Genomic DNA, 13,779 nt, shown 5'->3' on the forward strand with positions numbered 1-13,779 from the left:
GTGTAGACAAGCCTTCGCATTCTTTGTCAGGCCTGTGCTCCGGTGCTCACGAATGTCAAATTCGCTCCGCTCCGTTGCTCGTCCTTCCTAGACTGCAAAGGTTTTCTATCACGCTGAAAAAAGGAAAACAAAGGGCTAAAATAAAGATCATTTTAGCCCTTTGTCACCAAAAAAGACTGAGACAGCTCTTAGTCTTTTTTGTTTATGTCGATTCCCTTGTCACGAGCCGGGTAGGCAGCTGGATATGTTCACGCTGTAATGGTTTTTGGTCTTGCAGGATCTCGATTATTTGCTGCACAGACCGCTGGCCAAGCTCTACGATCGGGATGTCGATTGTGGTGATCGTTGGAGCCGTCACCTCGCAAATGTCTTGATTGTCATAGCCAATCACCGCTAGATCCTGAGGAATTTGATAACCATATGAAATGGCCTGTTTAATGAGTCCTGCTGCGACTTGATCATTACCGGTGAAAATGGCATCAGGTGCATTCTTCATGTCATGGATGACATCCATTAAGCGAAAACCGTCTTCAATGGTGAAGGCCTCGCCGAACAGCCAATCGTCATGCAGCGGCAAGCCGTGTGCAGAAAGAGCATCGAGATAGCCCTGTTTCCTTTGTTTCTGTGCTTCACTGCTTTCTGTATCAAAGCAAAACCCGATCGATTTCCGCCCCGACTGAATCAAGTAGTCAACTGCTTTATAGGCAGCTTCCCGCTCATCGTATCCAATAATCGGGATGTCTGCTGTTTGATGATATTCATTCGCCATGACAATAGGGCCGTTCGTTAAAAATGGCTCGATCTTTTCCCACGGATTTTCTAATGCCCCTAATATGACCCCATCTACTTCTCTTCTTTTTAATAATTGAAGCCCTTCAAGCTCTAATGATTCCTGATAAAACGTCTGAAGCACGATGGCTTTATAGCCTTGATCCAGTGCTTCTTTTGAAATTCCTTTAATGAATTGTGCAAAAAAAGGATGGTCCACAGCCGGGACAGACACAGCAATGGTTTTTGTCTGATGTGAACGAAGGGTGCGAGCCGCTGAACTCGGTGTATATTCCATTTCTTTCATCACCTGTAAAATGAGCTGGCGCTTTTCCTCTGACACATATGGATGATGATTCAGCACTCTGGAAACGGTGGTGGTTGAAACCCCGCAGCGTTTGGCAATTTCATAAATTGTACACATATTAACAAATCCTTTACACAAAGTTATTGTTCTGAAATCGATAACATCATTTACAATGTGAAACAAGTTAAATATTAACAAATGGAATTGATTAATTGGAGGGAATGGAATGCAAATATTGACGAAGATATCAGGTAAAAGCAAGGATTATCTTCCTTTGCTGGATATGATCAATCAAGGTGTTCAAGTAAAGTCTGATTCAGTTGAAAAGCACCTAGCAAATGAAAAGCTGGTGACGTTCCTCGAGCAAGATATAGGGCACACAGGATTGGAAAAAATTCTCTTCCATTATAAACAAAATAAGGAAAAAAAGATACCGTTCCTGCCAGTCGATAAACTGATTTCAGAGGATGAGATCGATGACATTATGCAGGTGCTGAAAGAAGTATTGAGTTCTGGCCGTTTTACTTCAGGGCCATATATCCCGGCGTTTGAAAAGCAGCTCGCTGAGTACTTAGGGAAGAAATATGTCATTGCCACGTCAAGTGGAACAGATGCCCTAATGATCAGCCTTATATCAGCAGGCGTCACTCCAGGAGATGAGGTCATTTTGCCAGCGAATAGCTTTGCTGCAACAGAAAATGCAGTGCTTGCGATTGGGGCTGTTCCAGTCTATGCCGATATTGATCCAGATACTTACTGCTTGGCACCGAGTGAAATAGAGAAGCATATCACAGATCAAACGGCATGCATTCTTCCGGTTCATTTATATGGAAAACAAGCGGATATGAAGGCCATTTCGGCGATTGCGAAAAAGCATGGGCTGAAAATCATTGAAGATGGCTGTCAGGCGATCGGCAGCACGGGCCTTGGAGCATATGGAGATGGGCTTGTTCTCAGCTTTAATCCATACAAAAATCTTGGTGTCTGCGGCAAGGCAGGAGCCATCGCGACAAATGATGAAGCCTTAGCGGAGAAATGCATGGAGATCAGCTATCACGGCTTTGAAGTAGGAAAGAAAAATGTCAAACGCAGTGACTATGGCTTTAATTCGAAAATTGATAATTTGCAGGCAGCGATCGGACTCGAACGTATGAAGTATTTAGGATTACAAAACTTTAAACGTTTCTACTTAGCAAAGCGATACATTGACCAGCTGCAAACGCTTGAGGAAGAAGGATACTTGAAGCTTCCGAAGCTAACGGATGACCACGTCTGGCATCTGTTCCCGATTAGAGTGCTGAAGGGAGAGCGAGATGAGCTTGCAGCAAAATTGCTGAAAATGGGCATAGAAACGGATGTTTATTACCCGATTCTATCGCATCAGCATCAAACAAAACTTGTTTCTCAAAAGTATAAACAAACGACACTTCCACAAACGGAAAAAGCAGCACAGGAATTACTTCACTTGCCGTTGTATCCAGGCATGCCGCTGCAAGATCAGGAGAAGGTCATCGAGGGGGTTCATCATGTTATCAAGTCTTCCATTCAATAAAAAGCTGCTGAATCAGCCGGATAATCCGAAGTGGATCGTCTTCTGTGACTTTGATGAAACCTATTATTCTCACGAAATGACAGAGGAGCAGAGAGAGGATGTCAAGCGGCTGGAAGCCTTTGTGGCAGAAAAGAGTGAAGCAGGACAGCTCATGCTTGGCTGGGTCACGGGAAGTAGCCTCGATTCTGTCACAAGTAAAATGAAAACAGGCGGTTTTTATCAATTCCCGCATTTTATTGCGTCGAACTTAGGGACTGAGATTGTGTATACATCGGATGCTCGTTTTGGACAGCCAGATGCGGAGTGGATGAAGCGGCTGGATGCACAGGGCTTCTCAGATGAAAAAATTGAAGACATCCTCGAAACCATACATGAAAAGGGAATTCATCTCAGACCGCAAACGCAGCTGGGCAGCTCAGGGTATAAGAAGAATTTCTATTATCAGGAGCAGGATGAACGGACAGATCTTCATCATCTATCATTCATCCAAACACTTGCCAAAGAGCGCGGGGTGGCGGTCAACATCAACAAATGCAATCCGCTCGCAGGAGACCCTGCTGACTGCTATGATGTCGATTTTTTACCAGTCGGCACAGGGAAGGATGAAATTGTCCGCTTTATGCTGAAGCAATATGATTTATCGAAAGGTCAAGGCTTTGCCTTTGGAGATAGTGGGAACGATTTGCGGATGCTTCAATCCGTCACGCACGGTTTCCTCGTCCAAAATGCGACGGCCGAAGCCAAGCGGCACCATCATCAAATTTGTCATCATGGGTATGCAAAAGGAATCTATGAAACACTGAAAACAGTGATGTATAAACATGAGGAGGCACATTCATGAAGAAAATTGGAATTGTTGGAGCAGGGAATATTGCAAAAGCACATGCAAGAGCATTATCAACGATCAAAGGTGCAGAGTTATCAGGTGTTTATGATTTACACGAGTCAGTTGCACAGGGATTCATTAAACAGTATGGCGGACGCGTGTATTCAAGTATCGAAACTTTAGCAGATGCATCTGATGGGTTGATCATTGCTTCCCCGAATTTTTGTCACAAAGACCATGCCCTTCAGGCACTAAGAGCAGGACAGCCCATTTTATGTGAAAAGCCGATGGCTGTGTCGCTGAAGGAAGCGAAGGAAATGGTGGAGACAGCCAAACAGTTCCAGGTTCAAGCCAGTATGGGCTTTAACTATCGTTACTTATCCTTTGTGAATATTTTGAAGAATTTGATTGCCAATGGTGAATTAGGTCGGATTTTAACTGTCAGGACTCATTTTAAGAAAAACAGTGCCCTCAGAAGAAAGACATTTTCATGGAGAGACAGCGGGGAGAGTCTGCGTACGAGCGGTGCATTAGGAGATCTTGGCATTCATTTAATTGATATGCTTTGGTACTTATTTGGCAGTGACATGAAGAAAGACTCCTTAAATACCAAGATGCTGACGCATGTAAAGGAAAAGGAAGAGAAAAAGGTACAGGTGGATGATCATACCGAAATTTTCGGTCAGATGGAGAATCAAGTGTTCTTTCATTTGGTCACATCCAAAAGTACGCAGCCGGAGGAATGCGGATTTAGTGTAGAAGTCGTTGGTCATGACAAGGTATTCAAATACCATACGAACATGAAAAACGAATATGAGATCAGCGATGGCTTGTGTGTGGAGCGTCATCAAATGCCGCAAACCTTGCTGACAGATCCGCCAAACGAATTTTACGGATGGTCTGATACGTTCCGTGATCAGCTGATGCACTGGGTGAATACAGATCCATATCCATCTCATATGAAAGTCGCTGATTTTGTAGACGGGTATCGCGCGCAAGCAGCGCTTAATACGTGCTTCGAGAGGGAAGAGGCTGTCGAGTCTGCCCAGACATATTAAAGAGGTGGAGCGGAGGATGTCAAAACTCCGCTCCTTTTTAGAGGAAGTGAAAAGATGAAAAAAGTATTTTATTTTGGCTGTGTCTTTTATTTTTTTATTGGGACCATTCATGTGTTTTTTGGCAGCTTAACTCCTTATTTACTGTCTAGTTACGATAAGGGTCCTGGGGAATTATCTTCTTTAATCTTTTTTCAGTTTATTGGTTTTTTGACAGGGGTTCTGTTATCCCCCATCCTTGTGAGGAAAAAAGGCTACGGCGCTGTTCTGACCATGGGTCTTTTGCTGATGATCGGGTCACTTCTGCTTGGGCTTTTGGTTCCTGGCTGGTCAACACTTGTGCTGGCAGGTTTTTTTCTTGGGAGCGGGGCAGGCAGTCTTGAGACAACAGCCGGAGCGTATGTGATTTCGATGGCAAACAGTGCGAAGCGAATCAGCATCATGGAGGTCTTCTTTGGGTTAGGAGCACTGTTATTTCCACTTGTGATTTTACTAACTGTCAATGAACAGACGTGGCACTATGTGTTTTTATTTCAAGTCGGTGCACTGACATTCTTCCTTATGCTCTGGCTTACCTTCATGAACAAATTGCCTAGTGGACAGATGACTGCTCCTTCCAATGGGGTAAGAAAACCGTCCTTACTTGTTGATCGAAACAATCGAATCATTGTGGTGATCATGATTTGCTTTGCCTTTTTCTACGCAGGGATTGAAACGAACTTTGCGAACTTTTTACCGTCGATCATGCTGGAGAAGGGAGGAGACAATTGGGGTCTCTTTGCGGTCTCTACCTTTTGGACAGCGATCGTCATTGGCAGAACTGTCATTGCGAGAAAAGCTGATAAGTTGCACCCGCTGCGTTTTTTAAAGCTAAGCGCAGCACTCATGATTCTGCTGCTCGTTGTATTTGCCCTGACAACCCACATCGCCGCGCAGCTGCTTCTCATCTTTTTCATCGGTCTGTGTGCAGCTGGTATGTTCCCAATCGCACTGACTGCATCTGCATTAATGATTGAAAATGCGATCGACGAGGCGACGAGTTACTTTATTGCAGCCGCAAGTTTAGGCGGAGCCTGCTTGTCCTTCTTGATCGGCTTTAGTCTTGAATGGGCAGGAGCAGCAAGTGCCGTCTTTGTTTTCGCCTTCTTAGCTGTTCTTCTGTTTGCAGCTGCGATTCAAATGAAACGTGCTACGAAAAAGGAAACGGTCCTGCCGCAACAATCGGCGCTGAAAGCCGATCGTTAAGCAATATCCAATGTCTCCTTGAATCCACCTGAAAAGATGGCAAAGGACTTGTACTAAACCATAGAACGTTTGAATAATATGTACAAGTCAGCATCAAAAGGAGGACGTCTATGTGGCGGTGTTTTTTGGTTATATCTTTTTAGGGTTGTCACTTTCAGCGCCTGTTGGGCCAGTCAATGCAGCTCAAATCGACAGAGGGATTAAAAGTGGATTTTGGCACGCGTGGATTTTTGGTGTGGGGGCAATGGCTGCGGATATTGTCTATATGCTCCTCATTTATTTTGGTGTCGCCCAGCTTTTGACCGCACCTCTTGTGAAAACCTTTTTGTGGCTGTTCGGCTTTTTTGTTCTGACCTATACCGGCATTGAGAGCCTGCGTAAAATCAATTTGCAGGAGAGTCCGAAAAAGGATGGAGGAAACACTTCGGTGGGTCAGTCATTTATGACGGGGTTTTTCATTTCTCTTTCCAATCCGCTCAGTATTTTATTTTGGCTTGGCATCTATGGCAGTATTTTGGCCAATACGATCGAAAAGTATGGGACATCCCAATTGCTCATGTATAGTATGGCTATTTTTATCGGCATGCTGATTTGGGATTTCAGTATGGCACTGCTTGCTAGTTCGTTTCGGCGTTATTTAAGTGAACGTGTCTTACATGGCTTATCCGTGCTTGCAGGCTTATCTTTACTTGGTTTCGGCGTCTATTTTGGTTATCAAGGGATCCTGGCATTGATTGGGTAGGAAAAACAGACTGATACATTCAGTCTGTTTCAGCGTGTAGACAAACCCTCGCATTCGGTGTCAGTCCTGCGTGCCGGTGCTCACGAATCTTCAATTCGCTCCACTCCGGTACTCGTCCTTCCTAGACTTCAAAGGTTTTCTATCACGCTGAAAAGAAGACAAAGGGCTAAAATAAAGATCATTTTAGCCCTTTGTCAACAATCTAAAACAGACTGATACATTCAGTCTGTTTTTTTGTAAGGATTGACAGACATAACACATTCTTGAATAATGGTGAGATATAAAATGGATTTAAGGAGCTTTGCCATGCGTATTTTTCTTCCAGTTTTCAACTATGTGTGCATGCTGATCTTATCAGTCATCACAGCAACATTCGTATATACCATGCTATTTATCCCGACTGAATCAGGCTTTGGTTATGTGGAAATGACGAGTCTGCTCATTTTGATTGCTTATGTGGTGTTTGCTACACCGATTCAGCTTGTTTTACACCGGTATCCTAGAAGGTTCCGAGGCCGAGACTTACTTATTTATTTTCTTGCGGCGTGGGTGGTTTGTTCTGCGTTAGCGTTATGGATTGATTATGGACTGGTCGTGTTCATTAGCTACAAAGTCTATCTGTTTAGCTTTTGCTCAGCCTTCATTTATTGGGTGCTCGATTCTGTCTTTTTGATGAAGAACCGATCATAGGGAAGATACAAAAGCGCTCTATTAAAAGATGCAGCATGGAGTGAAAGACGCACATACATGCTGAATTCGAATGAGAATATCCACCTCTGGAATGCGCAAGGAAAGTCGCTTAGGGACAGTCACCACAGCCTTTTTTTCTCATAGGCTATGGAGAAGACGCTAAAACGAGGTGGAAGGAAATGGCCCAGTTGTATGCAAAAAGTTGCCTTGATCAAAATCTACGATCACTAGAAGAATGGAAGCAGGACGCTTTTACGCAATTTGGAGAGATGGTAGGGGATGAGGCAGATACATTCCCATGTGTACCCGGAAGACAGGGGTTTTTTCTTGATCATTTACGGTATGGGTTTGTTGGTGACCCGAGGGAAGAGGATGCGGTTGATGAATTGGCCCAGCTCTTGAGAGAATATCAAAGTTGTTCGAAAGAAACGGGTCAATATGCCTCATTTGTTTGCTTTTTTGAGACACCGCAGGATTTGAGGGAATATTCGCTCGAAGAGTATGAGGAACAGTTTTGGTCGCTCGTTCAGCAATTGCATGAAAAGGATGAAATGAAATGGCCAAAGGACATTCCGACAGATCCTGAGAATCATGAATGGGAATTTTGTTTTCATGGGGAACCCTATTTTATTTTATGCGCAACACCGGCTCACAAACTCAGAAAAAGTCGTCACTTTCCTTATGTGATGTGGGCATTTCAACCAAGATGGGTGTTTGAGAAGATGAACGGATCCACCACATTCGGGCAAAAAATGAGCAAACTTGTTCGGAAAAGGCTCAAGGCATATGATCAAGTAGATGTTCATCCAGCGTTAAAGTGGTATGGTGATCAGAAAAATCTGGAATGGAAACAATATTTCCTCTCAGATGATGAGGCGGAGAAACCAGCCTCCGCCAAATGTCCATTTACTGCATTAAAAAACATGATGAAATTATGATGCGGTCTGATCCTGCTGCTTCCACTTTTTCCTCATAAATAGCACCATGATGGCAATCACTGCAATGATCCCAAGACTGATAAAAAAGCCAGGTCTTCCGCTTGCCTCAGTTAATGTGCCTGAAACGGCGGCTCCAATCAGGAGCAGTGCAAGAATCATTTCGCACGTTTGGCGAGTGGATGGCTTTGATAGCTTTTTACTTGAGAATAGAATGAATACCCATGTGTACAGAAGGGTAAGGCCGGCTGCTGTTGTGAGATGCTCGTAGATGTGTTTGGACAAAAAGAGCGCAAGCAAAATCGAGACAATTAATCCAGCAGCAGTTAAGATAATTGAAGACCATCTGACATGAGATGGGTCTTTTTGTTTAAAACAAGCAGGTGCATCTTGATGCTCCGACATCGTGCCAAGCAGCGTCGTGACTGCATAGAGTGAGGCAACCAATGTCGAAAAGCCGGCAATAATGAAAATGCCATTAAAGATATGAAGAAAGATCGATAAATGAAATGGCTCTAATGATGTAATAAATGGACTGCTGTTTTCATTAAAGGCTGTCACCGGGACAAGCAAGAGAGCAAGACCAATTGAGACGATATAGATCACCGCTAGAATGATCAGCATGACGCGTCCAGACTTTGCTGCATCCTTCGGGTCCTTTAAATGAACCGCCATCAGCCCCATGACTTCTATTCCCCCAAATGCATAAAACGCGTAAATCAATCCATTCCAAAGACCAAGCGGACCGAGCGGCATCCATTCGTGATCTTTGTTTGGGAGGTGAAGGGTTGGTTTATGATCTGTCAGAATACCGAATAACACAAGCACAGCAAGGATCATAAATAGAAAAATCGCCGCTGTCTTCAGTACCGCAAGGACATTTTCTGTCTTTTGAAAAGAAGAAAGCCCTATGATAATCACGAGTAGAGCAAGAGCGGAATAAATCGCAGAAAACACCCAAAGCGGAACAGATGGAAACCAGTGGCGGGTAAAAAGAGAAATTGCTGTTAACTGACTTCCTGTAATCAGCATTTCTGCAAACCAATACACCCAGCCATTGCTAAACCCTGCCCAGCGTCCATATGCTTTACGAGCATAGGAACAAAATGACCCTTTATCAGGATTATCGGCTGTCATTGCAGCCAAATGCTTAAAGACAAGATAGGTTCCGATCGCAGCAAGCAAAAAAGAAATGCAGACGGAATAACCGGACTTTGTAATGGCGATGCTGGAACCAAGGAAGAAACCGGTGCCAATTGTACAGCCTACTCCGATGAGAGAAAGCTGCCACCAAGATAAAGATTGTTCTTCTTTCAATGCATGTGCAACACCTTTCTGTTTCAATGACATTAGCTTGTGACCGGCTCCTTTTTTTATACATGATCAAGGGGACGTTTTGGGCATACTGTCAAGGAAAGGAGTGCAGGTGTTGAACGGAGAATACGTGATTTTACCAAAGGATGGACATGGCTTTCGTTTAGGAAAAGGCCAATGTATGCGGGTGGTTGATGTTGAAGGCCAGCAAGTAGCAGATGTCATGGCCTATCACGAAAAGGATTTTTATGAAAAATTTGACCAAGGCGCGACAATGGACAGCCTATTTTCGTCCAAAGTGAAAAAAGGCGATAAGCTCTATTCTAATTTATACAAACCGATGTTTACGGTCATTGAAGATACAGTCGGGTGCCATGATTTATATATGCCCGCCTGCCGGCAAGAAATGTACCAGCTTTTATACGGACGGACGCATTTAGAGGTCATGCATACATGCTACGATAATTTAAGGACTGCCTTCGAATCATTTGGGATTCCGAAGGAGGATATGTACTATCCTTTTAATGCCTTTATGAATACAGTCATTGATGAAAAAGGAAAGCTGTCTGTGGAGCAGCCAAAATCGCTTCCTGGTGATTACATTCGTCTGCGAGCCGAAATGGATCTCATTGTGGCCGTATCCGCATGCCCTGCTGATATTGGGAAGTGTAATGGCGCAAGCTGTACATCTATACGGGTAGAAATTGATTGAAAAAAAGGCAAGTCCGTATAGACGGGGTCTTTTTCATTTGTGAATGTTTGATCATTGATGAAATAGGGGAACGTCTTACAAAATGTTCTTCCTGAAAACATGGTATAATGAAGATTCAAAAAACGTTGTCAAATCAATGAATTTAGAGTAAAACCTGTTCTCTTCATGTAGAGGATGCTTAGGAGGAAAAGTGTATGAGTTTGCAAAAAAAGATCAGCCAAGAGTTGCATGTGCAGCCCTCAATTGACCCGAAGCAGGAGATCGAAAAACGGGTTGGATTTTTAAAGGACTACTTGAAAAAAACCGGCGCGAAAGGATTCGTTCTCGGGATTAGCGGCGGACAGGATTCAACGCTCGCTGGCCGTCTTGCACAGCTCGCTGCATCTGAACTGCGTCAAGAAGGAAAGGAAGAGGCAGTCTTTATTGCGGTTCGTCTCCCGCATGGCGTGCAGCAGGATGAAGATGATGCCCAGCTCGCTTTATCATTTATTCAGCCGGACAAGTCGTGGAAATATGATATTGCGCCTGCCGTGACGGCATTCAGTGAACAATATCAAAAAGACACAGGCGGACCGTTGTCTGACTTTAATAAAGGGAATGTCAAAGCACGCATGCGAATGATCGCGCAATATGCTGTCGGAGGAGAAGAAGGATTACTTGTCATTGGTACAGATCATGCAGCCGAAGCAGTCACTGGGTTTTTCACGAAATATGGTGACGGCGGTGCAGACGTTCTCCCGCTCACAGGTCTGACGAAACGCCAAGGCCGGACACTGCTAGAAGCGCTGCAAGCACCAGAGCGCCTATACTTAAAGAAACCGACAGCCGATCTGCTTGATGACAAACCTCAGCAAACGGATGAAACAGAACTAGGCATTACGTACAATGAAATTGATGATTACTTAGAAGGTAAGCCCGTGTCAGAACAAGCAGCAGAAGCGATTGAAAAGCGCTATGTTCAATCAGAGCATAAACGCCAAGTACCCGCTTCCATGTTTGATGACTGGTGGAAATAAAAAAGCGACCTCTCCAGTAGACGGAGAGGTTTTTTTATGTTGAATTTTTAAATGGGTTTGACAAAATAACCAAAAATTCATTAAATTAGTAGAACGATCTACTCAAGTCCATTTAACTAAATAAAGATTTTTTTGATCAAAAAAAACAATCATAATTAGTTCGATTCACTTAATTTCACTGCTATTTACAGTATTTTCAGAAAAAACGATTGACGAAGAAAAAGAATACGCTTACAATGAAACCACATTCCGAAAAGTGAAATTAGATTCCACTGAATGGAATAAAGAGGTGGTTCACCTCCAAATAAGAAGCTAAAGGAATGATTGACACAATGAAAAATCGAAGTGCACTGGAAATCTACAAAGAGGGAGGCGCTTGGTGGGAAACTGAGATTAGTCATATTCAAAAAAATTCAATTGAACTTCGAGGTTATCCGATTGAAGAACTGATTGGCGAACTGTCGTATCCACAAATGCTTTATTTACTGCTTGTTGGTGAATTATTGGATGATTCAAAAGCAGCTCTTTTTGAAAGTGTTCTTGTCGCAGGCGCGGACCATGGACCAAGAGCGCCATCTATTGCAGCTGCCAGAATGGCGGTGACTTGCGGCATTTCGTTTAATTCCTCTGTTGCAACAGGGGTGAATTTATTAGGTGATATTCATGGCGGAGCCGGAGAGAAGGCCATGCGTATGTTATACGAAGCCAAAGCGATCTACGATGATCAAAAGGATATACAGTCTGCGGCCAAGCAAGTATGTCACACATGGTTAACTCGCAAGGAAAAAATCCCGGGGATCGGCCATCAGCTTCATGATGATGATCCGAGGGTTAGACGTCTATATGAGCTAAGTCACACATATGTCCAGCAAGGTCTTATCAGTGGGATATATTTACGGTTAGCCGAAGCGATTAGACATGAGCTTGAACACCTGAAAGGGAAGAAAATCACGATGAATATAGACGGTGTATCTGCTGCAATCCAATGTGAATTAAACATTCCAGCAGAAGCAGCAAAAGGCATTTTTTCCTTATCCAGAGGAATGGGCATCGTGGCGCATGCATATGAGGAGCTGACAAAGGGAGCCCTCGTGAAGGGACCTTGTCCAAACGAAGAAAGATTAGTTCGTTATGCAGGACATGGAACGCGGCACTTGAAGGAGGGAGAGAAAATTTGAGCAGTTTGAAAGCGTTATCATATATAAGCGGCGAGTGGATGGATACCGATCGTGTGAAAACAGATATCATCAATCCTTACTCAGGAGAAAGGATCGGTACATCATATCTCGCCTCATCAGAAGACATAGAACAGGCACTTTCTATTGCGCAGCATGCTAAAAAACAAATAGCGGGAATATCGGCAATCGAACGCTCAAAGCTTCTAACGAAAGCAGCCACCTTGCTTGAAGAACAAAAAGACCATTTCGCAAAACTGATTTCGTTAGAATTAGGCAAACCGCTTAAAAATACAAGAGATGAAGTCTCACGATCAATCGAGACGCTAGCGCAGTCGGCGGAAGAAGCGAATCGATTAGTAGGTGAGACCATTCCAGGCAATGTATCATCGCGTGGGCAGGGAGCAATGGCCATGACATTTAAAATACCAGTCGGAGTTGTGCTGGCGATTACTCCTTTTAATGCACCGCTCAACTTAATTTGTCACAAAGTTGGTCCAGCTTTTGCGGGAGGGAATGTCATTATTTTGAAGCCTGCACCGCAAACATCAGCTGTTGCTACAGCGTTTGTCAAACTCCTTCTCGAAGCAGGGTTCCCTGAGGCAAGTTTGCAGCTTGTGATTGGCGGGGTCGAGGCTGGGAAACAGTTAGTCACTGATGAAAGAACGAATCTCATCTCTTTTACCGGTGGGGCTGCCGGAGGAGAGCATATTACAACCTCTGCGGGATTAAAAAAAGTATTGCTCGAACTCGGAGGGAATGGCGCGACGATTGTTCATCACGATGCTGATATTGAACAAGCCGCATCCCTTTGTGCCAAGACAGGCTTTAGTAATTCTGGTCAAAGCTGTATTTCTGTTCAAAGAATTTATGTCCATCAGGAAATAATGCCGTCGTTTACTGAGGTATTAAAACAAAAAGTAGAGCAGCTTGTCGTTGGAGATCCGCTGTCCAGTGAGAGTGATATCGGTTGTATGGTCGATGCACAGGCCGCGCAGCGTGTTGAGACATGGATACAAGAGGCAGAGAGTATGGGGGCACAGCTTTTATGTGGGGGAAAAAGAAATGGAGCGAGCATCACACCGGCTATTTTGCTGAACCCTCCGAAACAGGCCAAGGTCGTCTGTGAGGAAGTATTCGGCCCAGTTGTCAGCATTCTTCCTTATGCGGAGCTGGAGGAGGCAATTCAAGAAGCAAATGATAGTCGATATGGTTTGCAGGCAGGGATCTTTACGAATCAGCTGGATGTTGCGTTACACGCAGCAAAAGAGCTTGAAACTGGCGGTGTTGTCATCAATGGGACATCAAATTTTAGACTGGATCATTGGCCTTATGGAGGAATTAAGCGAAGTGGTCTTGGAAGAGAAGGTCCGCGTTTCGCTATTGAGGAGATGACCGAAACCAAAATGATCGTGCTTCCACAGGGTCTGTGAAAGGGGCGT

The 13,779-nt window shown here is 44.1% G+C and carries 13 protein-coding genes; 11 read left to right on the forward strand and 2 right to left on the reverse strand.

Translation table 11 applies throughout. The features are described from left to right. Nucleotides 1-202: 202 nt before the first annotated feature. Nucleotides 203-1,192 (reverse strand): LacI family DNA-binding transcriptional regulator, encoded by a 990-nt coding sequence (locus tag NSS78_RS01780; protein ID WP_137055227.1) that lies wholly within the window; start codon nt 1,190-1,192, stop codon nt 203-205. 109 nt (nt 1,193-1,301) lie between these two features. On the opposite strand from NSS78_RS01780, the gene NSS78_RS01785 reads away from it, so the two are divergent. The 7 genes from NSS78_RS01785 to NSS78_RS01815 all read left to right on the forward strand — a co-directional run bounded on the left by NSS78_RS01785 (nt 1,302) and on the right by NSS78_RS01815 (nt 8,123). Beyond that, complete coding sequence (locus NSS78_RS01785) at nt 1,302-2,627, forward strand: DegT/DnrJ/EryC1/StrS family aminotransferase (protein WP_212046238.1); 1,326 nt, start codon at nt 1,302-1,304, stop codon at nt 2,625-2,627. Then, nucleotides 2,602-3,468, forward strand: coding sequence for an HAD-IIB family hydrolase (locus tag NSS78_RS01790; RefSeq protein ID WP_212046237.1), 867 nt, complete (start codon nt 2,602-2,604; stop codon nt 3,466-3,468). Before NSS78_RS01785 ends, NSS78_RS01790 begins: the two co-directional genes overlap by 26 nt. Beyond that, a complete protein-coding gene (locus NSS78_RS01795; RefSeq protein ID WP_212046236.1) occupies nt 3,465-4,511 on the forward strand; it encodes a Gfo/Idh/MocA family oxidoreductase in 1,047 nt (348 codons plus the stop codon). Before NSS78_RS01790 ends, NSS78_RS01795 begins: the two co-directional genes overlap by 4 nt. A 54-nt stretch (nt 4,512-4,565) precedes the next feature. Beyond that, entirely contained in the window at nt 4,566-5,753 is a 1,188-nt protein-coding gene (locus tag NSS78_RS01800) for an MFS transporter (RefSeq protein ID WP_003216903.1), read from the forward strand. A 112-nt stretch (nt 5,754-5,865) separates the two neighbouring features. Next, a complete protein-coding gene (locus NSS78_RS01805) occupies nt 5,866-6,495 on the forward strand; it encodes a LysE family translocator (protein ID WP_212046235.1) in 630 nt (209 codons plus the stop codon). A 306-nt stretch (nt 6,496-6,801) separates the two neighbouring features. Then, the gene (locus tag NSS78_RS01810; RefSeq protein WP_342468270.1) at nt 6,802-7,185 is read left to right on the forward strand and encodes a UPF0715 family protein; all 384 of its coding nucleotides are present in this window, start codon (nt 6,802-6,804) and stop codon (nt 7,183-7,185) included. A gap of 179 nt (nt 7,186-7,364) precedes the next feature. Then, entirely contained in the window at nt 7,365-8,123 is a 759-nt protein-coding gene (locus tag NSS78_RS01815; RefSeq protein WP_050943464.1) for a YqcI/YcgG family protein, read from the forward strand. On the opposite strand, the gene NSS78_RS01820 is transcribed toward NSS78_RS01815, so the two are convergent. Next, nucleotides 8,118-9,470, reverse strand: coding sequence for an amino acid permease (locus NSS78_RS01820; protein ID WP_050943275.1), 1,353 nt, complete (start codon nt 9,468-9,470; stop codon nt 8,118-8,120). The genes NSS78_RS01815 and NSS78_RS01820 overlap by 6 nt on opposite strands. Nucleotides 9,471-9,549: 79 nt before the next feature. Here NSS78_RS01820 and NSS78_RS01825 point away from each other — a divergent pair, with 79 nt between their 5' ends. The 4 genes from NSS78_RS01825 (at nt 9,550) to NSS78_RS01840 (ending at nt 13,770) form a co-directional block, all read left to right on the forward strand. Beyond that, a complete protein-coding gene (locus NSS78_RS01825) occupies nt 9,550-10,146 on the forward strand; it encodes an urea carboxylase-associated family protein (protein ID WP_327840385.1) in 597 nt (198 codons plus the stop codon). Nucleotides 10,147-10,340: 194 nt separating this feature from the next. Further along, nucleotides 10,341-11,162, forward strand: a complete 822-nt coding sequence (nadE, locus tag NSS78_RS01830; protein WP_044139266.1) for an ammonia-dependent NAD(+) synthetase — start codon at nt 10,341-10,343, stop codon at nt 11,160-11,162. Between the two features lie 320 nt (nt 11,163-11,482). Continuing rightward, nucleotides 11,483-12,340, forward strand: a complete 858-nt coding sequence (locus NSS78_RS01835; protein WP_080772930.1) for a citryl-CoA lyase — start codon at nt 11,483-11,485, stop codon at nt 12,338-12,340. After that, complete coding sequence (locus NSS78_RS01840) at nt 12,337-13,770, forward strand: aldehyde dehydrogenase family protein (protein WP_212046233.1); 1,434 nt, start codon at nt 12,337-12,339, stop codon at nt 13,768-13,770. The genes NSS78_RS01835 and NSS78_RS01840 overlap by 4 nt, the downstream gene beginning before the upstream one ends. Nucleotides 13,771-13,779: the final 9 nt, after the last annotated feature.

This window comes from Bacillus sp. FSL W8-0920 (assembly GCF_038593215.1).
GTDB lineage: Bacteria > Bacillota > Bacilli > Bacillales > Bacillaceae > Bacillus > Bacillus pumilus.